Genomic DNA, 25057 nt, shown 5'->3' on the forward strand with positions numbered 1-25057 from the left:
AACGGACACCGGTGCCACCCAGATATTCAAGGCAGTGACTGCACGGCTGGAGCTGCAGGTGGACGACCCGGACAACCCTCCTCCCGGTGTGACCTGCCTTGTCAAGGTAGTCGAGATATTCGACACCGCCGAGTTGGCACCTGACAACATGGCCGACGACAGTTCAGTAGAGAAGGGAGAATAAAGAAGCAACTTCCTCTTCCTTCCTCTTCTTCTTTTCCTTTTTTCCCAGTCGTCAGTCTTTTTCGCTGTAGAGCAGTTTCAGCTCGTCAAGGCTCAACTTCGAGCCGGATTCTAGCTTTTTGCGCGCAGTCTCTTTCACCTTGAACAGTGCGTCAGAGGGCAGATTGTAGCCGTACTCCTCGCGCTGCTTCTTCCTCATCGTAGACATCTCGTCCAGCCGGGCGTTTATAAGGTCAAGCTGCTTTACGGCCGCCTCGTACGTGGCTATCCCTGCGTCGCGCTCTGCTGCGAGCTTGCGCTTTGAATCGTAAAGCCTGTCCAGGTTGCCGTTTGCCTCTACGATCTTTGCCCGGAGCGAGTCGCGCTCTTGATCCAGCTGCCTCACCGCGCTGCCTATGCTGGCCGACTCGGCGGCAAGCTGGACGTATTGCTCTTTGATGACCCTGACTGCCTTGAAGGCTTCGATCTTCATGGTCGCCTCCTTTATGCGTGAAAGTATCTCGCCCTTTTCTCGCTCGCCCTTGAATTCCTTGTTGTCCAGCATGGCCTGGTTTGCCGCAATCACTGCCTGCAGGTCTTCTTCCTTTTCCGGGGGCAGGCGGGCCTCCATCATGCTCAAAAAGTTCTTGGACTGGGAGATTTTCTCGCTGACCTGCAAGAGCTCTGCGTTGCGCCTGTCTACCTCTGCGCGGATCTGTTTTGCCCTGTCGTTGAAGGAGTCGAGCGCGGACTTTTGCTCCTTTATCGACTTGATGATCGCGTGGAAGCGATTCCTGTCAATGTCTATCAGCCTGTCTGTCGTCTCTTTCAGCTCGCCGGCCACCCTGCGCTTTAGAGCTACCAGATCGTCCCATCCGAGAGATTCTAGCGGCTTGCCGTCGTCGGCTGCTGACAAACTAGCATGTTAATCTCTAAAATAGTATAAAAATTTAGTCATGGTGAGGAAGGCTCTCGTGGAAAGAGGGAAGTGAGGATTTGGGGCTGCAGGCTGGGAGCGAGAGAAATCCAGTATCGGTGCCCGCAGCCCCTTGCTTGACTCTGGCCTTTGTGGAGCTTTTCAATATAATAGCTTTACATTCAGAAATAGCCCTCGAATTGGGTATTTTTGCCATTCCTGGCAACAGGTAAATGCCTATGGCTTGTCTGTCATGCAGATACACATGCCAGAGTGCATGCCTGAAGCAACATGGAGCTCTGAAAACCTCCATTTCTTCACGCTTGACAATGCGGAAAACGGATTTGCGCACCTGTTTTTCCTTCGTGACGTATAGCGGTTTCAGAACATGAACAAGCAGGGAGCGACAGCGATTTCCACCAGCGACCTGCGGCGGGACAAGCTTTTCCTGTCTTTTTGCGTCAAAATTGGCCTTTTTTTACTCGTACAATCGAGATTTTTCCTTCAGGACGGCTTTTTTAGCCTAACTTTGAGCCTGTTTATAGCCCGGACGACTGAAAATCGGCCATTGCAGAGCTATTCTTATATTCAAGCACGCTCGACCTACGCACGTTGGCAACACAAGCATATTGTGTAAAGTGTAAAGCAAAGAGGGAAATGAAGGGAGAAAAACAGGTCACCATGAAGAACGGACGCAACGCGCTCTCGGGGACATGCTCGGTCTGCGGGACCAAGATGTTCAAGATCGGCGGCAGCAGCGCCGGCGGTGGTGCAGCCAAAGCAAAGGCCAAAGCCAAGCCGGCGAAAAAGGCAGTAAAAGCCAAGGCAAAGAAGAGAAAGTAATACACACACACATGCCTTGCAGTCCGGGTCTCCCCGGACTTTTTTCTACCTTTTTTACACAAGCAATCTATGATCCTCTCCCCCCCTCCTCCTCCCCCTCCCCCACAGGTGATCCATGCATTATATACTTGCAAGTAAGATGATGATCGAAAATGACAGATTCCAAGAACGCAATGGAATTGGAAATAGAGGACATTGAAGGCGTGGGGCCGACTACTGCCCGCAAGATGAGGGAAGCCGGCATCAGTTCAGTGATGGAGCTTGCCACTGCCGTGGCAGACGAGCTGGCATCTGACCTTGGCGGCTCGAAAGAGACTGCGACCAACTTTATCATGGCCGCGCAAAAGCTGCTCAGGGAAAGCGGCGTTTTAGATAACGAGTTTACAACCGCTGACGTGGAGCTGGAAAAGAGAAAGTCGCTCCTGCGCTGCACGACAGGCGCAAAGGCACTCGACGAACTCTTGCTTGGCGGCATCGAGACCCAGGCCATCACCGAGTTTTACGGCGAGTTTGGTTCTGGCAAGTCCCAGATATGCCACACGCTGTGCGTGACTGCACAGCAGCCGCCGTCAGAAGGCGGGCTTGGCGGTGGCGTGATACTCATCGACACCGAGGGCACGTTCAGGCCAGAGAGGGTTGACCAGATAGCAAGAGCAAGGGGCCTGGACGCCGCAGAGGTGCTCAAGCACATCGCCATCTGCAAGGCGTACAACTCGAGCCACCTGGAACTCATCGTCAAGTCGATGGGCAAGTACATCGACGACTTTAAGGCCAAGATGATCATCATAGACAGCATCATCTCGCTCCACAGGGCCGAGTTTGCCGGCAGGGGCACGCTTGCAGACAGGCAGCAGAGGCTCAACGGCATAATGCACAAGCTCGTCAGGATAGCCGAGATATACAACGTGGCAGTCATTGTTACAAACCAGGTCCAGTCGACTCCAGACACGTTCTTTGGCGATCCGACCAAGCCGGCAGGTGGAAACGTGATAGGCCACGCGTCGACCTACCGCATCTACCTGCGCAAGGCGGGCAACGACAGGGTCGCCAAGATTATTGACTCGCCCTACCACCCGTATAGCGACGTGCGCTTTACGGTGAACGAAAAGGGCATCGACGACACGGACGAGGCTCCCAAGAAAAAGGCCAAGGACGACGAGTAAAACAGGCTAGAGGAATTCTTTCTCTGCCTGCTCTAATTTTTCAATATCGCCGCAGCTGGCTATCAGCTGCGCCAGCTTTTTCTTTGCACTCCCGCTCTGTATTGCGCTCCTTGCTTTTTCGACGCCCTCTTTCAGGTCTGCCGCGACCCGGCCCACGACAAGTGCCGCAGACGCGTTGAGAACCACCATGTCCTCCTTCTCCTGCGGCGCCGTCCCGTAGATGGCTTGAAGCGTGCTCCTGATGGACTCTTCTTTGGTGTTGACGACCAGCTGCTCCAGCCGTGCCAGGTGCATCCCGACGACCTTGGGGTTCAGGCGCAGCCTCTTTATTTTGGGCGCCTGGTCCCCCGCCGCCGTTGTCGTCTGCCCGTTTCCTCCTCCATTATCTGTCGTGACCCACAGGATGTCGTTTTCGCACGTGTTTGACAGCTCGTCAAAGCCGTCGGCGGCGTGGACCAGCATGGCCTCGCCGACGTAGCGGCCCTGGCTTACCACTTCTGCAAGCGTCTCTAAAAGCCTCGGCTCGAAAACCCCGATCACCTGCCCCGAGATGTTGGTGCACGGGTTGCTCAGCGGGCCAACCGTGTTAAAGATGGTCCTTATCCCTATCGTCTTTCTGGCCGGGGCAACGTTCTTCATGGCGGGGTGGAAGGCCGGCGCAAAGAGGAACCCGATGCCTGCCGTCTCGATGCACTTTTGCACCCTTTCTGGCGGCGCGGCCAGATCCAGGCCGACGTATTCGAGAAAGTCTGCGCTGCCGCAGACGCCCGATACAGACCTGTTGCCGTGCTTGGCCACGTTGGCGCCGGCCGCCGAGGCCACGACGGCCGCAGCCGTGCTCACGTTGAACGTCCTTATCGAATCACCCCCGGTCCCGCAGGTGTCTATGAGCGGGCCGTCCACGCGTGGGGTAATCCGGGTGGCATGGCGCCTTACCGACTGCAATATCGCAAGGATCTCTGCCGGCGTCTCGCCCTTCATGGTCAGGGCCACGAGAAACGACGCGATGGCAGCCTCTGATGCTGCCCCGGAGAGTATTGCGTCAAGCGCAAGGGACATCTCTTCGCCTGACAGGTCAGACCTTGCGGCCAGCCTGCGTATGGCGAGGCGCAGGTCGGCCCCGGGAGCAGCCGGCGTCGTCATTTGTTTTTGCCGCCGCCCACCAGTGACAAAAAGTTGGCAAGGATCTTGCGGCCCTCGCCGGTGAGTATCGATTCCGGGTGGAACTGGACTCCTTCTATCGGGTATTGCTTGTGGCGGATGCCCATTATCTCGCCGTCGTCGCGGGCCCTGGCCGTGACTTCGAGGCAATCGGGGATCGCCTCCTTGTCTGCCACAAGCGAGTGGTAGCGCGTCGCCCTGAACGGGTTGCTGACCTCCTCAAAGAGTCTGTCTTTCTCGTATTCGATGACGCTTGTCTTGCCGTGCCTGACCTTGCCGGCGTTCACCACCTTGCCTCCAAAGGCATGGACTATGCCCTGGTGCCCAAGGCAGACGCCGAGTATCGGCTTTTTGGGCCCCATCTTTAGTATCACGTCTGTGCAGACTCCAAAGTATTTCTTGTCCGCAGGGTGGCCCGGCCCGGGCGATATAACGATGCCGTCAGGGTCCATCTTTTTCACCTGAGCAAGCGTTATCTTGTCGTTCCTTACCACGACGGGTTCGGCATCCATCTCGCCCAAGAGCTGGGCGATGTTGTACACAAACGAGTCATAGTTGTCTATTACAAGTATCTTTTTTTTCTTGTTGCTGCTTTTCATTTTCTTGCTGTTGCTGTTGATGCCAGTCAAAACCCCTGCCCCTGGACTTTGTTGTTTTGGAGTATTGTTATTATTGTCATCTGGGCGCCTGCTGCCAAAAGCGACCGCCTCTGCTGTTGCTCTGCATCATGCCACCGACTCCGCAAGCTGAAAGCCTTGGATCGTATTTAAAGCTAGTGCGTCCGGAGCGACCAAAAGCGTGAAAAATCCCTCTGGATTTGGGTAACTATATAATATATCAGGCAGTACAAACGCATGTCTCGGTGAGGGAAGGGTTTTGGTAAAAGTATTCATCAACGGTTACGGGAACATAGGCCGGCGCTTGGCCACCGCGCTCTCTGTCGATAAAGAGATCCAGTTCGTCGGGGTCGCCAAGTACACGATAGACGACAAGGTAAAGGAGGCGCTGGACAACCGCTACAACGTATACGTGCCAGAGAACATGCTTGCAGCGTTCCGGGAAAAGGGCTACAACGTCACCGGCCCTGTCAAGGACGCAGTCGCCCAGTGCGACCTGGTCGTCGACGCGGCCAAGGAGGGCGGCGGCTTTGAGAACAAGAAGGCGATGTACGAGCCTATGAAAAAGCCGGCGATATTCCAGGGCGGGGAGGACAGGCACGGCGAAATGGCCGTGGCAGACATGATCCACAACTCGCGCGTAAACTATTCCAAGGCTGCTGGCAAGACCTATGTGATACAGGGGAGCTGCAATGTCTCCGGCATGGGAAGGATAATGCAGCCGCTGATAGAAAAGTTCGGGCCGCGCATAAGGCGCTACGACGTGTCGCTCATCAGAAGGTGGGCCGACCTTGAAGATGTCAAGCCGGTCAAGGACTCGATCGAATGGGACAGGCACCCGCACCACCAGGACGATGTCAAGGACTTTATCCCGGACGCCAACCTGTACGTCGACGCGTTCAAGGTGCCCTCCAGGATGATGCACCTCCACCACATGATGATACGCTTTGACGGCCCGGCGCCAACAAAGGACGAGATACTGGAATGCTACAGAAACGAGTTTGGCGTCGCTATACTGAACTCTGCCAAGGGGACCGCCGACGTGCGCAAGAAGGCGATGGAGCTTGGCTTTGCCCACGGCGACACCAACATGGTGCACGTGCACGAGGACATACTGCGCGTGCAGGACGATACAGTAAAGCTGGGCTACTCTGACGACCAGACGGGCATGGTAATCCCGGAAAACCACCTGCTCATACAGTCGATGGTCTTCAGGCGGCCCCGGGAAGAGGCACTGAAAAGGACGGACAGCCTCTTCCAGATGAGCAAAAAGCGCAAGATACTGGAAGACGAGTTCAAGTAAACAAAAAAAACGCCGCCGACTTTTTCTATTCTCATTTTTTGCTGCAGGCGGGGTGGAGCCTTGCAGCATCAGCGCTTCGGCCCTGCTGCTGCGTCTAGCGGTACGCCCTGCACAGCACCAGCATGTCGTACAAGAGCTCTCTCTCTCTCTTGACGCCTGGAAGAAGCCCGTGCGCCAGTTTTTCGCTCAGGCCAAGCTCGATCAGCTTCGCGGTTTCCATGTCCGGCTCGTCCAGAGGAGTCATGCTTGCAAATTTGCAGCAGGTGCAGATAATTTAGCAGCATGCAGGTCGAAAAGCTACAACGTGCCGCTGCTGCTACTGCTACTGTTATTGCTGGTGGTGCAGCTGTCTGGCTTGAAATTCAGGTAACCTGACGACAGCAGCTCTTTCAGGCGGGCATCGGAGACTGGCCTGCTGTCGACGTGAGCCCTTAGCCTGTCGAGCAGCTTTTGTGGCAGTACTATTGTGATGCCGGAATCGGGGTTGATAATGTACGCCACCAGGAAAAGGGTTCTTGCGTGCTGTTTTAAATATTTCCATCCGCAGGTGAGGTCTGCGTACTACATGCGCGACATGGAAGAGAAGGAAGGAAGACCGCTGCAGAGAGAAAGAAAGAAAGAAAAAGAAACGATTATGCGTAATCAAACGCTCGTTAGAGAAATCATAACTGCTGCGAACAAAGAGTAAAATCTGCTGGCTCCATCTGGATGGCGTAAGCTGACAGCCTCGGCTTACTTCATTCACAATATGGAACGGTCGATCGGCATTTCCAACCTCGACCTTCCATATTGTTTTTCACCCTGTGGTTGTTATTTTACGGGGCAGGACTGGTTGAGCCGCCTGTTGACCGAATAGAGCGCCCACACGAGCAGGCCCACGCCGACAAGCCGCAGGGGCAGCTGGTACTGGGCCAGCAGGCTCGTCGCCGTGGCCCCTGCTATCCCAAACGTGGTGGCAAAGAAAAAGCCGGCAGACGTGCAGCCTGCACACGCGCTCGATGCCACGCTCAGCGCCGACCCGGAAAAGAGCGAAGCGCCCACTTTTACGCGGGAGTTGCGAAATACATAGACGTTCATGCTGACTACTATGCCAAGCAGGACCGCAGTCAGCGCGGACAGCAAGAACGAAACGTACGCGTCGGACGGGATGTAAAAGGCAAGTACCGGTGACAAGAACAGCATCTGGTCAAGGATGCCAAACAGCACCCAGAACCCAGCCGCAACCGCAGCGGCCAGCGCCACGTACGCTTTGCCTGAATCAGAAGAGGAAAAGACCAGCCGCAGAGAATCTATTATGCTCATAGGGCAATCACCGCTAGCCTCTGCGCCGCCTGACCTCTGGCTGCTATAGCGGCGACTGCAGCCACGCAGGCACAAGCCTTGGTCAAGCGTCCTTTTTCAAGACGGTTCGGCATAAAACCCTTCTGTGCAGGAGATAGCAGCGCCTGAATTGCAAGACGTGACAAAGAAGAGGAGAAGAATGGTTCAAATACTGCACACTGCAATTCTCTGCTGCTTGAAAAAGTCTCAGGTGCAGTCAAGCAAGGCTGACAATAGCGGTAGCGCCAGCGTCAGGAAGGAGTGCGCCCTGTGCGGGACGACGCTGCCGCTTGGGAGCGAGGTCCGCCTCTGCGGCGAGTGCATGAAGTGCGCCGACTGCTGCGTCGGCCTTGAAAAGCTGCGCGACTAAAAAGAAAGAACTTTTGTCATTCTACCATCTTGAGCGTGTCTGTTATCGTGACTATGCCTATCACGTTCCCTTTTTCGCTCACCAGTATGCTCTTTGCGAACCTGACCAGCGGGACGAGCGCCTTTGCCGGGGTCGACACGTCGACAAGCGGAGGGGGCGCCTCCATAACCTGCGAGACGGGTATGTTTTTCAGCTCTACCTCGTCCTTCTCTATCATCAGCCTGGCAAGGTTGTCCTCTGTCAGTATGCCCACCACCTTGGAGCCGTCCAGCACGGGTATCTGGCTGATAGAGTTCTTGCGCATCATGTCTATCGCCTTTGAAAGCCGCTCGTCCTTTTGCACCGATATGACGCTCCTGCTGCAAATGTCGCCGGCCTTCATCGACGACTTGCCTTCAAGCGACCCGAGGATCTCAAATATCTTGCGGGCCGTGTCGTAGCTTGGCTTGCACCTGCCAGACTCGATCTGGTTTATCATGGACGTGCTCACCCCGGTAAGCGACGCCAGCTTGCGCTGGGTTATGCCTAGCCTGACCCTTGCCTGCTTGATGTATTCGAGCCTGGGGAGCAACCATGATGTTTTTGCATGCTGAACTTTAATAGGCTTGCGCGGGGCCTGTTCTGCTCTGCTTTGCCCTGCTCTGCTTTGCCCTGCCCTGTTATAGCCTTATATTATGTGCGTGTGGATTTTTTCACGTTACAGCCGGCGATGAGCAATAGCAGCAGCAAGGACAGCAATAACAACAAGTGGGACTCGGTCAAGCGCTACAAGCTGACCAAGATGATAAACGAGCTGTCGAGCATCTCCGGGCACGGGACCGAGCTTGTCACCGTCTATGTTCCGCCGCGCCGGCCGATATTTGACGTGATAGGCCAGCTGAGAAACGAGGCCGGAACGGCTTCAAACATCAAGTCTGACCTGACTCGAAACCATGTGCAGGACGCCCTCAGCCGGACCATGGAGCACCTCAAGCTCTTCAGGGAGACGCCGGAAAACGGCCTTGTCATCTTTTGCGGCGCCATTCCAAACGACAAGGGGATAGGCAAGGAAAAGATAGAGCTGTTTTCAGTCATTCCGCCCAAGCCCGTCCAGATCAGCCTTTACAGGTGCGACGACCACTTTTGGACCGACCATTTGAAGGAGATGCTCAAGGACGAAAAGGTGATAGGGATACTGGCTATCGACACCACCGAGGCGGGCCTTGGCATACTCACAGGCGACAGGTGGGAGACTGTGGACACGCTAACTTCGGGCGTCGCCGGCAAGCACCGGCAGGGTGGCCAGTCTGCCCGAAGGTTTGAGCGCCTGCGCGAAAACGAGCTCAACGAATACTACCACCGCGTGGCGGACCACGCGCAAAAGGTGTTTATCGACCAGTACAACGTCAAGGGCATAATAGTCGGAGGGCCGGGGCCCACCAAGGACAACTTTTTGAAGGAAGAATACCTCGATTACAGGCTGCAGAACAACGTGCTTGCCACACTTGACACTTCGTACTCTGGCGACGAGGGCGTGCGCGAGATAATCGACAAGGCGCAAAAGGACGGCGTGCTTGCCGAGTTCCGCGTCATGGAGGAGAAGCAGCTGGTGAAAAAGTTCATGAGCGAGGTCCACTCTGGCAGGGGCCTTGGCATCTATGGCATTTTCGACGTGCTCAAGGCTATGCAGGGGGGAGTCGCCGACCTTGTCCTGATAACAAGCGACATCTCTTATGTAAAACTGGACTTCAAGTGCAAGTCGTGCAAGACCGTCCAGGAAAAGGTGGTCGACAGGGCCGCCATCATCTCCACAAAGCAGGACATGTCGTCAAAGCCGTGCCCGAGCTGCGGCGCGACCGACTATGAAGTGACGGAGAAGGACATTGTCGACTATATGCAAGAGCTTGCCACCATGACGGGGGCGAGGCTCGAGGTGATCTCGGGCCAGACCGAGGAAGGGGCGCAGCTGGCATCGCTTGGCAAGGCCGGCGCCATACTGCGCTACAAGCCGGTCCAATAGACCTTATTCTTTACCTGCAGAAAAGGGCGCGCAGCTGCATGACTGGACTTCTTTTGAGCAGCCCGAGCATACTGTAAAGGTGCTGCAGCCCATCGGCGTGCAGGCTTCAAACGACCTTGTTTCTCTTCCGCAGCTGCCGCATTTCATGCCCTCTTTTCTCCTTTGGAGGAGGCAGGAGGGGAAAAAGCATATCTAGCTTGCGGCTTCTGTCCGTGCCATCTCACTGACAAATTGGTCAAAAATAGCTTGACAAGTATTAAATAAAGGTAGACAGCTAACACCTCAACGAGAGATGGCCACTCAACTCAAGGTTCACCCGTCCTTTTTCAAGGAATTTGCTACCAAGACATGGGTCTCGCCCACAGAGATAGTCAAGGAGCTTGTGGAGAACGCCTTTGACGAGGACGCGACCCGCGTGCTCGTGACCGTCCTGAAGGACGGCGGCATATCTGTGGAGGACGATGCCGGCATGGACCAGAACGCGATGGAAAAGTTTCTGCTGCTAGGCTCGCCTCACAAAAAGGTCGAGTCAATCTCACCCCGGCTCAAGAGGCTGCGCACGGGCCGCTACGGAACAGGCAGGCTGTCGTTTCTGACCTCTTTTGAGAGCATGAAGATCCGCACGCGCCGCGGCAGTTTTGCAAAGGCTTTCATGATAAACGGCGAGGTTCTGGACAAGCTGTTCACGGGCAATGCGTCGCTTGACGAGCTGAGCGAGCCTTCGCTCAAGAGGGACGGCACCGAGCTCCTCATGACAGGGTCCAAGGTCGGGACCGATCCTGCCAAGCTGGCCAAAGAGATCCGCAAGCTTGCGATCCTGAGGCAGCCAATGTTTGAAGTGTTCATCAAGCAGGCGGAAGGCTTCTCAGAATGGGACTTCTCCGGCGCGCAAAAGATAACTGCACCGGATATTCAGGGGCACAAGATCCCTGTCAACCTCGAAGGCGGCAAGATAACAGGCGAGATAGTCATCGCGCGCAGGCCGCTGTCAGACGAGGAGAGGGGCATAGCCGTCATGGTCGGCAACCACATCGTCACCCGCAGCAATTTCGGCTTTGACACCAAGATGAACCGGGTGACAGGGTACGTCAGGTGCGACAGCCTCACGTCCAGGTTTGCAGACAAGTCTGCCCTGATAGAGGACGGCGAGTACGTCAAGTTCAACCAGGCCATGAAGACGTTTGTCATAGACACCGTGCTTCCAAGCCTCACCGAGTACGAGGACGTGCTGATAACGAGGGAAGAGTCCAAGATATACAAAGAGATAGACAAGGTGCTCGGCCAGGCGCTGGTCGAGACGCTCGAGACGCAGGAGGAGGTGCAGGGCTACGAGATGGTCGATGTAAAGGAGGTCGTGAGGTCGACGACAGAGCCCAGGGCAGACGAAAAAGAGTCGTCGCGCACCTCGCATCCCTCTTCTTCTTCTGTTGCCGCAAGCGCGCAGGTGCAGGAATATGAAGAGTCGCGCCCGATGGCTCCAGAAAGCGGCATGCCAAGGGCAGAGCACGTTGCAGGCAGAGGCGTGGAAGAGCCGCAGTCGTACAGGTCTGTTCCGGTAGAAGAGGCGGCAAGGGTCGAAGGGGGCGAGGTCGTCGACGTGGTGGACGAAAAGCAGGCCGATGGCACCGTGATAAGGACGAAAAAAGTCCGCAAGCCGATAGTGAAAAAGACGTTTGCGCTCAAGCGCGTCGGCTTCAAGGTCATTCCCTATGAGGACGAGTCCGACTCGCGCTATAGCTTTACTAACGAAAACGTCGTGTTCGTCAACAAGGCCAACTCTACATACAAGGCCGAGGCCGCAAGGGGCGACGAGTTCCTCCTCCGCCACATCATCAACATGGTCGCAGAGTCGATAGCAAGCGCCAAGCACCCTGAGGGAAAGGAGGCGCTGGAGCTCCAGAACCGGCTCGTGTCAGAGGCCATCAGGATCCACGACTATTCAGTCATGAAAAAGGCATAAGGAAGGGCCAGATTAGCGCTGCGGCTTTTTTTGGCAGCCGCCATCATGGCCATTCTTACCGAACCTGATGGTGTAACTCCTTAAAATGTACGGCACCTTTCTTGTGCAGGTGCAAGCAGCAGGACATGCCCATCACCGATCCGGCCAAAAAGCAGATCGCCCAGCAGCGCAGGCTATACTTCAAGGTCTGCTTCAAGTGCGGCGCCAAGAACCACATAGATGCTGAAAAGTGCAGGAAATGCCACGGCAACCAGATGAGGCCCAAGAACAGGACCCTTGGCGCCAAGAAATGATGCGTGATGATAATTTCGACAGCTGTACAAGAGAAGAGGGAAACGACTAAATCTAACTGCCCGCCGGTGTAAATCAATATGGCCTTTGAATTCATGCCTGGCGCTACTGCGGTTGGAATCACTTATCAGGGCGGCGTAGTCCTTGCCGCCGAAAAGAGGGTGTCGTTTGGGCACTTTGTCGTAAACAAGAACATCAAAAAGACCTTCCCTGTCACCCAGCGCGTAGGCGCGGCATGCGCAGGCATGGTGGCAGACATGCAGGTGCTGGTGAGGCAGGTCGAGGCCCTTGCCAAGATACGCAAGCTCGAGACAAGGCGCGACGTGCCGCCAAACTCGGTTGCCAAGCTGATGTCTGTCATTATGTTTGAGCGCAGGTACTTTCCGCTGCTGACGCAGGTCATAGTGGGCGGCGTGAACGGCAAGCCCGAGATCTATACTCTTGACCCGCTCGGCTCGGTCCTTCCAGACGAGTATGCCGCGGTGGGGACGGGCGCAGAGATGGCGCTTGGCATCATGGATGCCGAGTTCAAGGCAGGCATGAGCGAGGAAAAGGCAAGGGAGCTTGCCGTGAGGGCCATCAAGTCTGCAATCCAGCGCGACGCGGCCTCTGGCGACGGCATAGACGTGCTGTTCATCACCAAGGACGGCGCAAGGGAAGAGGCGCTCTCTTTCAACTAGCTAGCTGACTTTAATCTCCTTGTGCGCTTCCCACACCTTGTCGCTGATGTAATGTAAATTGTCGACGACATAGCCCTTGGCCATCGTTTTTGCCACTTCGCTGTCTTCAAGCGCAAGGCCGACTGCAAGCGCCCTGCCGTGGGTCTGGTCCCTCACGACTACGATGTCGCCCTTTTTGAAGGCGCCAAACTCGACTATGCCGGGCCGGAGCACCTTGGCCCCGTTGCACACGAACTTGACTGCGCCCATGTCCACCTTGACCGACGGGAACTGCTCTATAGCCTCCGGCCTGCCCAGGAACGGCACGATGCTCTCCTGCTTTACCTGGACGGCTGCCACCTCGTCAGACACCAGCAGGCGCCTGTCAGGGTCTACCTCGTACACCTTGAACGTCTTTACCTTTGGGACTGCGGGCCACTTTTGCCTCATCTTCTCCAGCAGGTCAGAGGTCTCGCTTTTTGACAGCACAGATACTTTCAGTTTTGCTCAATGGACAGTACAGGCACATCATTATTATCGTTTTTTCAAAAGCCAGGGCTTTGTTTAAAAAGTCAGAAGCTGACCATGGAAATCTTGAATCTACGGTTCTAATTGAGCGTGACCCGGCCACTTTTTAAACAAAGCCTTCAAAAGCTATAAACTTTATACGCAAAGGGACCCCTTTAATGAAGAGAGAGATGCATTACCGGATAATCAAGGAGCCGATGGCGATTCTGGAGGTGCAGATGGCTGCGGGGGAAAAGATAACGGCAGAGGCCGGCGCGATGGTCTACATCAAGGGCGAAGTCGAGATCAAGACCCGCACTAGAGAAGGCGGCCTCTTTACAAAGCTAAAGGTGACCGCGCTGGGGGGCGAGTCGTTCTTTGTCAACGAGTTTATCGCCAAGGGCGACTGCTCGATAGGGCTGACGGGCGCGCCGATAGGCGACATCGTCCGGCTTGATGTCCGGCCGCAGGGCGGCGGGTTCATAGTGCAGGCCGGCTCGTACGTCGCCTCGTCGCCGGGCGTCGTCCTTGACACGCAGTGGCAGGGCTTTACCAAAGGACTGTTCGGGTCCGAGTTTTTCATGCTAAAGGCTACGGGCCAGGGCGAGCTGTTTGTCAACGCATACGGTGGCATCATACAGAAAGACCTGGTGGCCGGCGAGCGGCTCACTGTCGACAACTACCACCTGGTCGCGCTGGGCGAGCAGGCAAGTTACAGGGTAATCAAGCTCGGCGGCATGAAGACCACTCTCCTTGGCGGCGAGGGGCTTGCCACAGAAGTCACGGGCCCTGGCCAGATCTACTTTCAAACAAAAAACCTGCGCGAGTTTATCGACTTGTTGGGCCTGAGCCAGCGGGCAGAAACGACTTCAAACACCGGCGGGGTCAGTTTTGGAGGGTTCAGGTTCGGCTAGATAGATTTCTAGGCGTTCGTGTGCGTCAGCGCCTGCCAGCACTCTATGCAATAGTCGCCTGTGACCTGGAATATCTCGGCCGGCCTCTCGTTGCACTGGTTGCAGGCGATCTCGTTTCCTGCAATTTCCTCCTTTTTCTGGCCTTCTGCTTCCAAAACTTGCATGTCTGCTATGTAGGAATTATACTGTTGCGCCGATATTTATATCGTTGTGATAAAGAGAAATTACAACAAACGTACAAATTCTTTTAACAAACTCTATCTCTAGCGCTCAAAGACGGTGTCCCGTATCTCGATGAGGTCTCTGAGCACGGCGCTGGCAGTCTCCATCCCGCCTGCCCCTCTGCCTATTATGGTCTGCTGGCCGGAATGCTCCGACGAGAACGTGACTGCGTTGAGCGTGCCGTTGACGCATATCGGGTCCTTTTTAGAGACCTCTGTCGGCCTCACGTCCAGCCTGCGCGTGTCGCACGCCGCTATCAACTTGATGGCGTTGCCCCTGCCGGCGGCCTTTTTCACGTCAGACGCCTTGACGCCGGATATGCCGGTGCGGGCCACGTCCTTCATGGTCACCTTCATGCCCATGACCCAGTTTGCCATGATCACCAGCTTGGCCGCCGCGTCGTAGCCGTCCGTGTCAAGAGCAGGGTCTGCCTCTGCATAGCCCTTCTCCTTGGCGTCTGCCATCGCCTGCTCGTACGATATCCCTTCTTCCTCCATCTTGCTCAGGATATAGTTGGTGGTGCCGTTGAGTATCCCCTGGAACGAGATTATCCTGTCGCCTTTCAGACAGCGCTTGGCAAACTCGAGTATTGGCGTGCCGCCGCCGACGGTGCCGGAGAACCTGAACATCACACCGTTATAGTTGGCAAGCTCGATGAGCGACGGGAACGCAAGCGCAAGGGGCCCCTTGTTGACGCTGATGACGTGCTTGCCAGTCCTCATAGCCGATATTATGTGAGACGTCCCGGGCTCGCCGGTGGTCAGGTTGGTTGGCGAGCACTCTATTACGACTTCTGCGTCGACGTTCTCTATTATGTGGATGGGGGCAAACTTTTTTCCAACGCCGCTTTTCTCGTAAGCGCCGACCGTGCCCTTTGCTTTCTTTGCCGCAAGCAGGCGCTCAAGGTCCAGGCCAGCAGGCGCCACCGCGGAGCCGCTGTTGTCCACGCACGCCACGATCCTGGGCTTGATGCCATACTGGCTGTACAGGTCGGCAGACCTTGAGAGCAGCAGCTTGGCAAAGCTCTGGCCGACGACGCCAAAGCCGACCATGATTACCCGCAATTTTTCTTCGTCCCCGTTGGTTAAATGCGCCGGGTTATAATATGTTTAAAACGGGCCGGCCGGGCAATAAGGCAGTTGTTGCCGTCGTCTACAGACAAGAAGGAGAAGAGGAGGGGAAGGAAGGGGAAGGCCGACCTCGACGAGCTTGACTACAAGCTGATAGAGATCCTGCAAAAGGACAGCTCGCTGCCGTCGATCAAAGTTGCAGGCGAGCTTGGGGTGACCGAAGGCACCGTGCGCAACAGGGTGACCAAGATGCGCCGGCTGGGCGTGCTTCGCAGATTCACAGTATCTGTGGACCCTTCTGCGCTCGGGCAGGCAAGCGTGGCTTTTGTGCTCCTCAATGCTTCGCAGGGCAGGCTCAACGAGGTGGCCCGCAGGCTAGCCGCAATAGACGCAGTCAGCGAAGTGTACGAGACGCACACGTACGGCGACCTGCTCCTCAAGGTCAGGGCCAGGAACGCAAGCGACCTTGCAGACATTGTCGCAAACAGGATAAAGGTGGTGCCGGGCGTCGCAGGGACGCAGGTTGTGCCAGTCCTCAACGCGTGGAAAGACTCGCCGTAGTCATAGCAAACGATTTATCCCCACACGAGCTAATGACAGGGTCTAGCCGCCCTTGCTTGACCCAGTCACAATAATCGCAATACTGGCCGCGGTAGGTCTTGGAGCAGGCACCATTGGCTCGATGCTCGGAGTGGGGGGCGGGATAATCATGGTTCCTGCTCTTGCCTTCCTCGGCCTGCCGCCAGGGCAGATTGCCGGCACCAGCCTCTTTGCGGTGGCATCGACCAGCGTGTCTTCCACGGCCGCGTATTCGAGGCAAAAGCGGATAGACTATAGGCACGGACTAGAGATGGCGGCTGCGGCTGTACCGGGGGGCGTGCTTGGTGCGTTCCTGTCAAAGGATCTGGCGCTTCCTGACTTTAAGCTGTATTTCGGCATACTGCTCATGGCGGTGGGCACGTACATCGCATTTCGCGAGTCGATACTGAAGGAGAAGAAAGACGGTGTAGGCGGAAAGGTGACTGCAACCCAGCACGCCGCCATCTTTGCGATAGCGTTTGGAGCCGGGATAATATCGAGCCTTTTTGGCGTGGGTGGCGGCGTGATATTCGTGCCAGTCCTGCTGCTCATGCACCGGATGACCATGCACTCTGCCGCGCCTACCTCGCAGCTGACGCTCATGGTGACTTCGATAGCGGGGCTTGCGACGCACGTGACGCTCGGCCACGTCGACTATCTCTATGCGATAGCGCTGTCGGCCGGCGCGGTAATCGGGGCCCAGCTGGGCGCGCGCTGGAGCAGGTCGGTGAAGAACAGGATCCTGCAAAAGGCGCTTGCAGCGGTGCTCGTCGCAGTCGCGGTCAAGTTCGTGGCCGACTGGCTGACTGCTGCCCGCTAAAAAAAGGAAAAGAGAGAGAAGGAAGGAAAGGCCCGCTCGCTCGCTCTCTAGGCCCTTGCCTCGTCGACGTAGAATATTGCCTCGTTCTTTTTGAGCGCCGCGCCGGCCGCCAGGCTCAGGATGGAGCTGTGGAGGCGGTCTGCGTTGGGCTCTGCCCCTTCGCTGTTGCCAGCAAGCACGAGGTGCAGCTTGATGTTCGAGCCAAGCACGTCGCCAAGCTCCTGGTTTACTGTGGCCGTGTAGGGACGCAGGGCCCCGCGGAACACGTCAGCCCTTGCCCTGAGCAGGCCGGATATCTTTTTGCCCACGGGCGCGTCCGGGCCCACGATGACTATTGTCCCCTTGGTGCCTTTGAACCTGGCCGGCTCTTCCAGGGCCCCCGCCGGTGCCATCGCTATCACTGCTTCTTTGACTATCATGCCTGGCATGTACACATAGTTTTCCACCAGCGCGTCCCACTGCTTCCTCGGCATGGCGCTGAACGCCGCGTTATAGTCATAGTCGCCGGTAAAGTGCACGACTGCGTCTACCTGGCCAAAGTGCGTCCTTGCAGTGTTGAATATTCTCCTGACTGCGTCTTCTGACATGAAATCGATGGCGTGGCTGTGGAACTCTTTGAAATGCGCCTCGTCTGCAGGGTTCTTGTAGAGCACGATGACCATCTTGGCGCCGGCCACCTGGGCGATGCTTGCCACCTTTTTGACGCGGTCGATATCTTTGGGGGCCGACGACGTGGTCGTCAGCACGATGACCTTGCCCTTGAGCTCCGAGCCGGGCAGTATGTCGACGCCCGTGCCCACTATTGGTTTTACGGGATAGAATACGCGGTCGTTTGGAATCACCCTGCCGTTTATCAGCTTGCTCATCCGCTCGTCTGACAGGCTCATCACCATCTCGGCCACCTCGTCCTGGCTGAGGAACTCGCCGTCGACTATCATCTTGCTGGTGTTGCCCTGTATCTTCTCGGCGATTTCTTGCATCTTGGCAAGCGCGCCGGCCACGGTGGCAGACAGCGCCTTTATGGTTTCTTCGTCGCTCTTGCCGCGCTTTGTGGCTATCTCGGTCGCGGCGTCCCTGCACGCCTTGGCCACGACATCGTCGGCATCGCCCAGGTACGGGAGCGCCTTGGCAGTCACGACTTCGATCTCTGTCGGCGAAAGTCCGGGATAGCCTCCGACGCGCAAAAATTCTGCTGCAGCCTTTGGATACACCGTCTTGTATATCCTGTCTGAATGCACCGGCCCGGGGTTGGTGGCAATCGAGCGGATGCCGCGCTCGGCAAGCTCCCAGGCAAGGCACTCTGCGAGCCTGTTCTTGGCCCCCTGCGACGCCGTGTAGGGAGTCCTGAAGCGGTACGGGCGCTGCTCGTACCTGTTCTCCTCGCTAAAGAACGTGGAAATCGTTATCACCTTGCCGCCCTTTTCCATCGCCTTCAGGCCGCTTGCGGCAGTCCAGAACGTGCCTGTCAGGTGGATTGCGACGCACTCTCTAAACTCCTTGACGCTTGCGTTTGTGAACGTTTTGACTGGCCCGGATACGCCGGCGTTGTTGACGATGATGTCGACCTTGCCAAACTGCGCCTTGACGCCTTCAAACATCGAGTTGATGCCCTCCTCGTCGGAGACGTCGACTCCCGGGAACGTGGCGACCCTGCCCTTTGACCCTGCTTTTTTGATGATGTCGTTCAGTATCTGCGCCGTCTGGTCGAGCGGCTCCTTCCTGCGCCCCATGATCACGATGTTGGCGCCGGCCTCTGCGAACCTCTTGGCGATGGCCTGGCCGATGCCCGTGCCGCTGCCCGTCACGACGACGGTCTTGCCGTCAAATTTCAATGCTACTGCTGCTGCTACTGCTGCTGCCACAACATGCTACCTCTTTCTCAGGTTGCAAAGGGCCTGCCGTGGACTATTAAAGCTAACGAGGAGGGAGAGAGGGAAGGAAGGAAAGAAGGAGAGAGAGGGATTGCTGGCTGTTGATAGTCATTAAAATCACTTTTTGCTAAAAAATTCCATGGTTAAAGACGGAGACGAAGGAGGTAGCAACAACAGGAGTAACGACAACAACACTGGCGGCAGCAGCAAGAGCGCGACGATGAGCAGGCAGGAGGCCGGCCGCAGGGGCGGAGCGGCAGAGCACGAAAAGAGGGGTCTGGCCGCTGCGGACCCGGAGACGCGCCAGCGGGTGGCGCGGGCAGGCGGCGAGGCCCCGCACAGGATGAGGGGGCTGCAGGCTGCAGACCCGGAGACAAAGGCCAGGGTCGCCCGTGCAGGAGGGGAGGCATCCCACGGCGGCCGGCGGACCTCTTCTAACGCAGCAGCATCGACTGCTGCAGCCGCCGCCGGCTGAACGCATACTGTCAGCTCATTGCAGCCTTGATGTGGCCGGCTATAATGTCGGCCACTTCGACCATCTTTGTGTTTGCCTGCATCGTCTCGTAATGGTTCCACATGCCATAGATGCGGACGTGGTCGTCGAGCGGGTCTATCCTTATCTCCCTTTCTGTCAGGAGCACTTCCTTCAGCAGCTCGGTCAGCCTAGAATCGTTCTGGAGCCTGTCTGCAAAGGCAGATGCACCGGTCCACTTGACTGCCACCACGCGCCTGTCTCCAAAATGGCCCTTTGTTATCGGCTCGCACCGCGCAAGGAACTGCTCGGTGTCGACGCCCGACTCGCCGGTCTCTACGATGTAATGCACCTGAAAAGTGTCAAGGCTTCCATAGGGCAAAGGCACTGCGTCTTGCATTTCTCTTTTCACTCACCTAGTGCTTTTGCACGACCTGGACCAGGTCGAAATTCTTGCCTCTGATCCTTATCATGCCCCTGTTGGTTGCAAAGCGCGGGTTCATGGCGAACTTGTGGCTGTAGTACGGCTTGTGCTCCAGCGGGTGCTTGCCAAGCGCCAGCGGCTCTGCCATAACGCCGTGGTCGTTCAGGTCGCGGGCAAGCTCTTCGTTTGGCGCCAGCTTTTTCACTATTACCGGTTCTTCGTCGCCGTGCGAGCCGTGCTGGTGTTGCTCATCGTGCCCAGAGTGCTGCTGATAATGAGAATGCTCCACGGCTAGGCTAAAAGCAACGGTCACAAATAAATTCTACTGCTGCCGTTCTGCGCGCGATGCCCCGCGTTTGCATGTGCAGAAACGTACCGGAAAAGGCGCCAGCAACAGTACAATTACCTGTACAAATCCGCGGTAAAATCCGCATAATTCATTAATACTTTTAGCCACTTTATTGTATATATGGCTGCCCGCCGTTTGCTGGTGGTGGACGACGAAAAAGACATCACCATCGTGATGAAGTTGGGGCTTGAGCGGCAGGGGTTCAGGATCGATGCCGTGAACCGCCCGACCGTGGCCCTGGAAAAGTTCCAGCAAAACGAGTACGACATGGCAATACTGGACGTGCGCATGCCAGAGATGGACGGCTTTACGCTTTACGAAAAGATGCTTGAAACGAAAAAGGGCGCCCGGGTCTGCTTCATGACTGCCTTTGACAAGGAGCACTATCGCACTTTTCGCGAGAAATTTGGCAGCAGCCTGCCCGACAGGTGCTTCATCAACAAGCCTGTCACGATACAGGATCTGGTCCGGGTGATAAATGCCGAGCTGGACCTGGCCCCAACAGGCGTCTCGCCTGCCGGAGAAAGTACTACAGCAGCCACAGCGGCTACCACACACGCCCGCGGCTAGCAACTGCTGTGCAAGGCGGAGCCAAATCCTCCAGATTCAGCGCCGATTTTGCGCTCATGCTCTTTGATCAGGCGACGACGATGACGGCGCCATCGTCGTCGTCACCGGCCTGCCCTCTATTATCAGGGCCTGCACCTTGGCAGCAAAAGTGTCTGCGCTGATTGGCTTTAGCACAAACTCGTCGGCGCCGTAATCCATCACCCTGGTCTTTACCTCAGCCTGGTTGCGCTCTGCCACCACGAGCACGAGGATGTGTTTGTTGGCCCTCTTTATCTTGATTATGAGCATGGCGTTCCTGTCAGACGCCATCCTGCCGTTGATGACCACGACATCGACGTCCCTGCCCAGCTTTTCAACCGTCCCGAGGCACCCCTCGGGGTCTTGCTCAAGCCACGCGTCAAAGCCGTGCATTTTTAGCGTGGCGCGCATCAGCCGGCCCGGATCGCAGTCGTCTTCTGCCACTACAACACGGGCAAGCCGGGCCATCTTCCATTTCTTTTCGCAGGCATAAAGTAAATGAATTACTACTACTGCTGCTGCTTGTTTCTGGCCTGCGGCTTGGCCCCGCCTCTTCTCAGGTATTCCCTGACGCCCATGTCTTCAAGCCTGCCGGCCTTTTCAAGCACGGCTCCTTCCATCTCCTGCTTGAACTTTACCACCTTTTCTGCAAGCGCCCTGTCAGAGATGGAGAGCACCTGGCAGGCAAGTATGCCCGCATTCTTTGCCCCGTTTATCGCCACGGTGGCTACAGGCACGCCGGGGGGCATCTGTGCTATCGAAAGGAGCGAGTCAATGCCTTCGAGGCTCTTTGTCTTGATCGGGACGCCTATCACAGGCAGAGGGGTTATAGCTGCCACCATTCCCGGCAGGTGGGCCGCTCCTCCTGCGCCGGCTATCACTACCCTGATGCCGCGCTTTTTCGCTGCTGATGCATAGTCGTACAGCCGCCTGGCCGTGCGGTGCGCAGACACTATCGTCAGCTCGTACGGCACGCCAAAAGAGTCGAGCAGGTCTGCCGCCTCCTGCATCACCTGCAGATCCGAGTCGCTCCCCATGATGATGCCTACAAGCGGCTTTTTCGCCTTCTTTTCTCCAGCAGCGGCAGCCGTTGTCATTTTACTTGTCCTGGCCTCCTCCACCTGTTGTTCTTGTTGCCGTAGTAGAAGAAGAAGATGGGACTAGCTTTATTGCGTTTCTGGCCTTTCTGGCCCTTGCCAGCGCCTCGCCCACCGTCCTGCCCGTTGCCGTTATGTGCCCCAGTTTGCGCCTGGGCTTGCTCGCCTTTTTGCCATAGATATAGAGCGCCGCTGCGGGCACCTTCATCATCCCGTCAAGGCCGGCCACGGCGTATGGCCCCTCAAACTCCTCCGGCCCGAGTATGTTTATCATTGCCGCCGGCGCCAGGAGCTCCGGCCTTGCAAGCGGCAGGTCGAGCACGGCCCGCAGGTGCTGCTCAAACTGCGAGACCGAGCACGCCTCGTTAGTGTAATGGCCCGAGTTGTGGACGCGCGGGGCGATCTCGTTTATCATCACGTCGCCCCTTTTCGTCACAAACATCTCTATCCCAAATATGCCTGCCCCGTGCAGCACCTCCATCGCCTTTTTGGCCATCCTGGTGGCCCGAAGCTCTACCTTTTTGCTTATGCGGGCAGGCGCAACAGTGGTGTCAAGTATGCTGTTCTTGTGCACGTTTTCGACGACGGGAAACGACTCTATCTGCCCAGACGGGTTGCGGGCGACCATTATCGACACCTCTTTTGAAAAGGGGATGAATCTCTCTATCATCATCTCCCTGCCTTCAAAATAAGAGTACGCCTTCTGTATGTCAGACCTGCTCTTTATCACATAGTTGCCCCTGCCGTCGTACGAGTCCTCTGTAGCTTTGAGCACCGCAGGAAGGCCAAATTTCCTGCACAGCTCTTCCAGGTGCTCCCTTGATTTTACAAGGGCAAAATCCGGGACTGCTATTCCGTGCTCTTTGAGGAAGGATTTCTGGCGGTGCTTGTTCTGGATTATCCTGAGCGTCTCTGGCGCCGGCCTTACTGGGTAGCTGCGCTCTTCAAGCTGCCTTAGCGCAGACGAGTTGGCAAGCTCTATCTCGTACGTCAGGACGTCGCATTTTTCGGCCAGCTTCATTATCGCAGACTCGTCCTTGAAGTCGGCGACGATCTGCTCGTCTGCCACCCTTGCAGCTGGGCAGCCGTCTGTCGGGTCGAGCACGATTACCCTGAACGACATCCTGCGCGCTTCGTGGGCTATCATCTTGCCCAGCTGCCCGCCGCCGATTATCCCTACGCACGTCGGCCTGTCCATGTCCAAGGTGTCGTTGGTTTTCTTGCTAGGAGAGACCAAGCCGGAGTTGGTTTGCGCCGGCGCCGTTAAAAGCGTTTCAATTTTTTCAAAAATCGCGTCCAGCCAACTTTCCTTGCAGCGCGCCCTCCCGGGTGCCTTCATGCGGGCGGTTCCAGTAGTTGTTGGAATAATATTCCAGATCTGGAATAACCTAAGCGTGCGTTGGGATATATCCAGCTGTAAAGCGGAGTGGGGTTTTCATGCATGCAAGCCTTCTGGAGGAACCTGCTTTGCAGATGATGATGACAGCGATCTTGCAGTTACGGTGAGCCCTATGTGTTGCCGAGGTTGAAAAAAGAAGCAATTTGCCATTTACCGCACATTTACTCAAGGTTCGGAGGCATCTGGGCCCGTTTTGCACATCTGTTCATATACAACCTTCGCCACCAGACTTTTGGCAGTTGAGCTTACGGAACCATAGTTATCACGATGTTTTAAAAGTCCTCAATCGCCATGGATTTAGGGTAATCCGGCAACGCGGCAGTCATATCATATTGATGCATTTAGACGGGAGGTATGTCACCGTTCCAAGACACGATCTGGTAAAGGAGCCAACTTTGAAATCAATACTCGATCAGGCAAGAATATCCAAGCAAGAGTTTCTTGACGAATTGTGACGTGAAGCTTTTATAATCAAATCATGCTAATCTGCATCGATGGCTCTTAAGAAAAGTATCGGCAGCAGAAAATTCACCATAAGAGTCCACAAGGCTATCGAAGGAGGCTATACCGGACAATGCATAGAACTTCCCGGGGCCATCAGCGAAGGCGAGACCATCGAAGAGCTAAAAGCAAACATGACAGAAGCCATCCAGCTCGTGCTGGACACTCTGGAAGGTCAGACAAAGAAGGACAAAAAGATCGTAATAGAAATTCCGAATTAGACTGGGCCCGGCTCGCCCATTCTGTTCTTCTGACTCGCTAGAAAACACCTCCATCTTTGAACAAAAACTGTGCCCAGTTCATAGATGCCTGTTTGGGCCTATCCGCGGCCAAATCCTCACAGATAAGCAGATATGATCTCGGGTTCAAGGTGAGACATTGTCAATGAAGCTCATCCGTCAGGGCAAGGTCAAGGACATTTACGAGCAAGGCAACGACATACTGTTCCACTTTTCTGACCGGGTCTCGGCGTTTGACGTAAAGATGGCGACCCCTATCCCCAGAAAGGGCGAGGTGCTCTGCCGCTTTGGCGAGTTCTGGTTCAACACCCTCCAGACGCCGCACCACATGATACGGGTCGTCGACAAGGACAAGATGCTCGTGAAAAAGCTAAAGATGGTGCCGATGGAGTGCGTGGTGCGGGGCTATTTTTACGGGAGTTTTGTCGACCGCTACAAGGACCATCTGGGGAAGGACCTGCCTGCCGACTTCAAGCCCGTGCTTGCAGCCAAGCTGCCTGCCCCCGTCTTTGACCCTACGACGAAATCCGAGGAGCACGACTTGCCGGTGAGCCGCGAGCAGGCAGTCTCGATGGGCCTCGTCTCGGCAGCCGACTATGACTATCTAGAAAAGACGTCGATTGCGCTGTACAAAAAGATGGCCGAGATAGCCGAGCGCGCCGGCTTTATCATAGCGGACGTAAAGTTCGAGTTTGGCCGCGACGAAGAAGGAAAAATAGTGCTTGGCGACTCGCTTGGCCCTGACGAATACCGGCTGTGGATCAAGTCGGACTGGCAGCCGGGCAGGACGCAAGAAGCATACGACAAGCAGCACCTGCGCGACTGGCTGATAAGGACGGGCTTCAAGGCCGAGATAGACCGGCTTGCCCAAGAGGGGAAAAAGCCCGCCCCTCCAGAGATTGCGCCTGAAATAGTGCAGGAGCTGAGCAGGCGCTACATCCTTGCCTATGAAAGGATAAGCGGCAGAAAGCTGTAGTCAGGCATTATAGAAAAGAGCAGAATCACTCAATTTCAGAGCCGACAGAACCACCTTTTACCGACAATCTGTGCTTGTACTGCCACTGCCGGATGGCGCCTGCCGTTTTGCCGGCATACTATCCAAGCAAGATGGTATTGGTTGAATGTATGTGCTATTGCTAGCATTATCATGTTAGCAATCTGATATTGCTAATTTGATACCATATTTCTATGATTGCAACTATGACTGTGATTATAATTGACAACATGGGCAAACGATGATG

At 56.0% G+C, this 25057-nt stretch carries 32 protein-coding genes; 16 read left to right on the forward strand and 16 right to left on the reverse strand.

All coding sequences use genetic code 11. The features are described 5' to 3' along the window. Positions 1-184 (forward strand): hypothetical protein (locus WKI84_RS07350; protein WP_337862888.1); only part of this gene is annotated, 184 nt, incomplete at its 5' end. A 51-nt stretch (positions 185-235) separates the two neighbouring features. On the opposite strand, the gene WKI84_RS07355 is transcribed toward WKI84_RS07350, so the two are convergent. Further along, positions 236-1078, reverse strand: coding sequence for a hypothetical protein (locus WKI84_RS07355; protein WP_337862889.1), 843 nt, complete (start codon positions 1076-1078; stop codon positions 236-238). 612 nt (positions 1079-1690) lie between these two features. Between WKI84_RS07355 and WKI84_RS07360 the strand changes: the two genes are divergently transcribed. After that, positions 1691-1921 (forward strand): DUF5679 domain-containing protein, encoded by a 231-nt coding sequence (locus WKI84_RS07360; protein ID WP_337862890.1) that lies wholly within the window; start codon positions 1691-1693, stop codon positions 1919-1921. A 152-nt stretch (positions 1922-2073) separates the two neighbouring features. After that, complete coding sequence (gene radA, locus WKI84_RS07365) at positions 2074-3084, forward strand: DNA repair and recombination protein RadA (protein ID WP_337862891.1); 1011 nt, start codon at positions 2074-2076, stop codon at positions 3082-3084. A gap of 6 nt (positions 3085-3090) precedes the next feature. Here the strand turns inward: radA and trpD are convergent, their stop codons facing one another. Together trpD and WKI84_RS07375 are read right to left on the reverse strand one after the other, a co-directional pair. Beyond that, a complete protein-coding gene (gene trpD / locus WKI84_RS07370) occupies positions 3091-4227 on the reverse strand; it encodes an anthranilate phosphoribosyltransferase (RefSeq protein WP_337862892.1) in 1137 nt (378 codons plus the stop codon). Continuing rightward, positions 4224-4874 (reverse strand): aminodeoxychorismate/anthranilate synthase component II, encoded by a 651-nt coding sequence (locus WKI84_RS07375; RefSeq protein WP_337862893.1) that lies wholly within the window; start codon positions 4872-4874, stop codon positions 4224-4226. Before WKI84_RS07375 ends, trpD begins: the two co-directional genes overlap by 4 nt. A 247-nt stretch (positions 4875-5121) precedes the next feature. Between WKI84_RS07375 and WKI84_RS07380 the strand changes: the two genes are divergently transcribed. Further along, positions 5122-6165 carry a type II glyceraldehyde-3-phosphate dehydrogenase gene (locus tag WKI84_RS07380; protein WP_337862894.1) on the forward strand — a complete coding sequence of 348 codons (1044 nt, stop codon included), beginning with the start codon at positions 5122-5124 and terminating at the stop codon, positions 6163-6165. Between the two features lie 94 nt (positions 6166-6259). Here WKI84_RS07380 and WKI84_RS07385 read toward each other — a convergent pair whose 3' ends face one another. The 3 genes from WKI84_RS07385 to WKI84_RS07395 form a co-directional block, all read right to left on the reverse strand. Continuing rightward, positions 6260-6409 (reverse strand): hypothetical protein, encoded by a 150-nt coding sequence (locus WKI84_RS07385; RefSeq protein ID WP_337862895.1) that lies wholly within the window; start codon positions 6407-6409, stop codon positions 6260-6262. A 53-nt stretch (positions 6410-6462) separates the two neighbouring features. After that, the gene (locus WKI84_RS07390) at positions 6463-6666 is read right to left on the reverse strand and encodes a hypothetical protein (RefSeq protein WP_337862896.1); all 204 of its coding nucleotides are present in this window, start codon (positions 6664-6666) and stop codon (positions 6463-6465) included. A gap of 309 nt (positions 6667-6975) precedes the next feature. After that, a complete protein-coding gene (locus WKI84_RS07395) occupies positions 6976-7467 on the reverse strand; it encodes a hypothetical protein (RefSeq protein ID WP_337862897.1) in 492 nt (163 codons plus the stop codon). 214 nt (positions 7468-7681) lie between these two features. Between WKI84_RS07395 and WKI84_RS07400 the strand changes: the two genes are divergently transcribed. Then, on the forward strand, positions 7682-7855 hold the full coding sequence (locus tag WKI84_RS07400; RefSeq protein WP_337862898.1) for a hypothetical protein: 174 nt from the start codon (positions 7682-7684) through the stop codon (positions 7853-7855). Between the two features lie 16 nt (positions 7856-7871). Here WKI84_RS07400 and WKI84_RS07405 read toward each other — a convergent pair whose 3' ends face one another. Continuing rightward, a complete protein-coding gene (locus WKI84_RS07405) occupies positions 7872-8426 on the reverse strand; it encodes a CBS domain-containing protein (protein ID WP_337862899.1) in 555 nt (184 codons plus the stop codon). 138 nt (positions 8427-8564) lie between these two features. On the opposite strand from WKI84_RS07405, the gene prf1 reads away from it, so the two are divergent. The 4 genes from prf1 (at position 8565) to WKI84_RS07425 (ending at position 12785) form a co-directional block, all read left to right on the forward strand. Continuing rightward, entirely contained in the window at positions 8565-9854 is a 1290-nt protein-coding gene (prf1, locus tag WKI84_RS07410) for a peptide chain release factor aRF-1 (RefSeq protein ID WP_337862900.1), read from the forward strand. 292 nt (positions 9855-10146) lie between these two features. Next, positions 10147-11814 carry an ATP-binding protein gene (locus WKI84_RS07415; RefSeq protein WP_337862901.1) on the forward strand — a complete coding sequence of 556 codons (1668 nt, stop codon included), beginning with the start codon at positions 10147-10149 and terminating at the stop codon, positions 11812-11814. Between the two features lie 101 nt (positions 11815-11915). Then, on the forward strand, positions 11916-12107 hold the full coding sequence (locus tag WKI84_RS07420; RefSeq protein WP_337862902.1) for a 50S ribosomal protein L40e: 192 nt from the start codon (positions 11916-11918) through the stop codon (positions 12105-12107). Positions 12108-12185: 78 nt separating this feature from the next. Continuing rightward, positions 12186-12785, forward strand: coding sequence for a proteasome subunit beta (locus WKI84_RS07425; protein WP_337862903.1), 600 nt, complete (start codon positions 12186-12188; stop codon positions 12783-12785). Here the strand turns inward: WKI84_RS07425 and WKI84_RS07430 are convergent, their stop codons facing one another. Further along, positions 12786-13253: a PUA domain-containing protein gene (locus WKI84_RS07430; RefSeq protein ID WP_337862904.1), complete on the reverse strand. Its 468-nt coding sequence runs from the start codon at positions 13251-13253 to the stop codon at positions 12786-12788. A 197-nt stretch (positions 13254-13450) separates the two neighbouring features. Here WKI84_RS07430 and WKI84_RS07435 point away from each other — a divergent pair, with 197 nt between their 5' ends. Further along, the gene (locus tag WKI84_RS07435) at positions 13451-14185 is read left to right on the forward strand and encodes a TIGR00266 family protein (RefSeq protein ID WP_337862905.1); all 735 of its coding nucleotides are present in this window, start codon (positions 13451-13453) and stop codon (positions 14183-14185) included. Positions 14186-14193: 8 nt separating this feature from the next. On the opposite strand, the gene WKI84_RS07440 is transcribed toward WKI84_RS07435, so the two are convergent. After that, positions 14194-14349 carry a hypothetical protein gene (locus WKI84_RS07440; RefSeq protein WP_337862906.1) on the reverse strand — a complete coding sequence of 52 codons (156 nt, stop codon included), beginning with the start codon at positions 14347-14349 and terminating at the stop codon, positions 14194-14196. Positions 14350-14448: 99 nt separating this feature from the next. After that, positions 14449-15471 carry a homoserine dehydrogenase gene (locus WKI84_RS07445; RefSeq protein WP_337862907.1) on the reverse strand — a complete coding sequence of 341 codons (1023 nt, stop codon included), beginning with the start codon at positions 15469-15471 and terminating at the stop codon, positions 14449-14451. Positions 15472-15549: 78 nt separating this feature from the next. Between WKI84_RS07445 and WKI84_RS07450 the strand changes: the two genes are divergently transcribed. After that, positions 15550-16038: an Lrp/AsnC family transcriptional regulator gene (locus WKI84_RS07450; RefSeq protein ID WP_337862908.1), complete on the forward strand. Its 489-nt coding sequence runs from the start codon at positions 15550-15552 to the stop codon at positions 16036-16038. A 52-nt stretch (positions 16039-16090) separates the two neighbouring features. Beyond that, positions 16091-16876 carry a sulfite exporter TauE/SafE family protein gene (locus WKI84_RS07455; RefSeq protein WP_337862909.1) on the forward strand — a complete coding sequence of 262 codons (786 nt, stop codon included), beginning with the start codon at positions 16091-16093 and terminating at the stop codon, positions 16874-16876. Between the two features lie 47 nt (positions 16877-16923). Here WKI84_RS07455 and WKI84_RS07460 read toward each other — a convergent pair whose 3' ends face one another. Beyond that, positions 16924-18738, reverse strand: coding sequence for an SDR family NAD(P)-dependent oxidoreductase (locus WKI84_RS07460; RefSeq protein WP_337862910.1), 1815 nt, complete (start codon positions 18736-18738; stop codon positions 16924-16926). A gap of 148 nt (positions 18739-18886) precedes the next feature. Here WKI84_RS07460 and WKI84_RS07465 point away from each other — a divergent pair, with 148 nt between their 5' ends. Next, positions 18887-19222 (forward strand): hypothetical protein, encoded by a 336-nt coding sequence (locus tag WKI84_RS07465; RefSeq protein ID WP_337862911.1) that lies wholly within the window; start codon positions 18887-18889, stop codon positions 19220-19222. A gap of 10 nt (positions 19223-19232) precedes the next feature. Here WKI84_RS07465 and WKI84_RS07470 read toward each other — a convergent pair whose 3' ends face one another. Next, entirely contained in the window at positions 19233-19601 is a 369-nt protein-coding gene (locus WKI84_RS07470) for a hypothetical protein (RefSeq protein WP_337862912.1), read from the reverse strand. Positions 19602-19635: 34 nt separating this feature from the next. Further along, positions 19636-19932: a hypothetical protein gene (locus WKI84_RS07475; RefSeq protein ID WP_337862913.1), complete on the reverse strand. Its 297-nt coding sequence runs from the start codon at positions 19930-19932 to the stop codon at positions 19636-19638. Positions 19933-20112: 180 nt separating this feature from the next. On the opposite strand from WKI84_RS07475, the gene WKI84_RS07480 reads away from it, so the two are divergent. Then, positions 20113-20562, forward strand: a complete 450-nt coding sequence (locus tag WKI84_RS07480) for a response regulator (RefSeq protein WP_337862914.1) — start codon at positions 20113-20115, stop codon at positions 20560-20562. Positions 20563-20616: 54 nt separating this feature from the next. Here WKI84_RS07480 and WKI84_RS07485 read toward each other — a convergent pair whose 3' ends face one another. The 3 genes from WKI84_RS07485 to purK are packed head-to-tail and all read right to left on the reverse strand — an operon-like array spanning position 20617 to position 22914. Beyond that, positions 20617-21048, reverse strand: a complete 432-nt coding sequence (locus WKI84_RS07485) for a response regulator (RefSeq protein WP_337862915.1) — start codon at positions 21046-21048, stop codon at positions 20617-20619. Positions 21049-21089: 41 nt separating this feature from the next. Next, on the reverse strand, positions 21090-21677 hold the full coding sequence (purE, locus tag WKI84_RS07490) for a 5-(carboxyamino)imidazole ribonucleotide mutase (RefSeq protein WP_337862916.1): 588 nt from the start codon (positions 21675-21677) through the stop codon (positions 21090-21092). Between the two features lies 1 nt (position 21678). Next, the gene (gene purK / locus WKI84_RS07495; RefSeq protein WP_337862917.1) at positions 21679-22914 is read right to left on the reverse strand and encodes a 5-(carboxyamino)imidazole ribonucleotide synthase; all 1236 of its coding nucleotides are present in this window, start codon (positions 22912-22914) and stop codon (positions 21679-21681) included. A gap of 656 nt (positions 22915-23570) precedes the next feature. Between purK and WKI84_RS07500 the strand changes: the two genes are divergently transcribed. Both WKI84_RS07500 and purC read left to right on the forward strand, forming a co-directional pair. Further along, positions 23571-23798: a type II toxin-antitoxin system HicB family antitoxin gene (locus WKI84_RS07500; RefSeq protein ID WP_337862918.1), complete on the forward strand. Its 228-nt coding sequence runs from the start codon at positions 23571-23573 to the stop codon at positions 23796-23798. A gap of 163 nt (positions 23799-23961) precedes the next feature. Beyond that, the gene (purC, locus tag WKI84_RS07505) at positions 23962-24792 is read left to right on the forward strand and encodes a phosphoribosylaminoimidazolesuccinocarboxamide synthase (RefSeq protein WP_337862919.1); all 831 of its coding nucleotides are present in this window, start codon (positions 23962-23964) and stop codon (positions 24790-24792) included. Positions 24793-25057 lie beyond the last annotated feature (265 nt).

Origin of the sequence: Nitrososphaera sp. (assembly GCF_037447015.1) — an archaeon.
Classification (GTDB): Archaea; Thermoproteota; Nitrososphaeria; order Nitrososphaerales; family Nitrososphaeraceae; genus Nitrososphaera.

Bases quoted from the DNA above. Each gene is read 5' to 3' on its own strand.
- WKI84_RS07435 (WP_337862905.1), top strand. From the start codon at position 13,451: ATGAAGAGAGAGATGCATTACCGGATAATCAAGGAGCCGATGGCGATT.
- WKI84_RS07485 (WP_337862915.1), bottom strand. From the start codon at position 21,048: ATGGCCCGGCTTGCCCGTGTTGTAGTGGCAGAAGACGACTGCGATCCG.
- purC (WP_337862919.1), top strand. From the start codon at position 23,962: ATGAAGCTCATCCGTCAGGGCAAGGTCAAGGACATTTACGAGCAAGGC.
- WKI84_RS07440 (WP_337862906.1), bottom strand. From the start codon at position 14,349: ATGCAAGTTTTGGAAGCAGAAGGCCAGAAAAAGGAGGAAATTGCAGGA.
- prf1 (WP_337862900.1), top strand. From the start codon at position 8,565: ATGAGCAATAGCAGCAGCAAGGACAGCAATAACAACAAGTGGGACTCG.
- radA (WP_337862891.1), top strand. From the start codon at position 2,074: ATGACAGATTCCAAGAACGCAATGGAATTGGAAATAGAGGACATTGAA.
- WKI84_RS07385 (WP_337862895.1), bottom strand. From the start codon at position 6,409: ATGACTCCTCTGGACGAGCCGGACATGGAAACCGCGAAGCTGATCGAG.
- WKI84_RS07500 (WP_337862918.1), top strand. From the start codon at position 23,571: ATGGCTCTTAAGAAAAGTATCGGCAGCAGAAAATTCACCATAAGAGTC.
- purE (WP_337862916.1), bottom strand. From the start codon at position 21,677: ATGACAACGGCTGCCGCTGCTGGAGAAAAGAAGGCGAAAAAGCCGCTT.
- WKI84_RS07480 (WP_337862914.1), top strand. From the start codon at position 20,113: ATGGCTGCCCGCCGTTTGCTGGTGGTGGACGACGAAAAAGACATCACC.
- trpD (WP_337862892.1), bottom strand. From the start codon at position 4,227: ATGACGACGCCGGCTGCTCCCGGGGCCGACCTGCGCCTCGCCATACGC.
- WKI84_RS07395 (WP_337862897.1), bottom strand. From the start codon at position 7,467: ATGAGCATAATAGATTCTCTGCGGCTGGTCTTTTCCTCTTCTGATTCA.
- WKI84_RS07425 (WP_337862903.1), top strand. From the start codon at position 12,186: ATGGCCTTTGAATTCATGCCTGGCGCTACTGCGGTTGGAATCACTTAT.
- WKI84_RS07415 (WP_337862901.1), top strand. From the start codon at position 10,147: ATGGCCACTCAACTCAAGGTTCACCCGTCCTTTTTCAAGGAATTTGCT.
- WKI84_RS07465 (WP_337862911.1), top strand. From the start codon at position 18,887: ATGGTTAAAGACGGAGACGAAGGAGGTAGCAACAACAGGAGTAACGAC.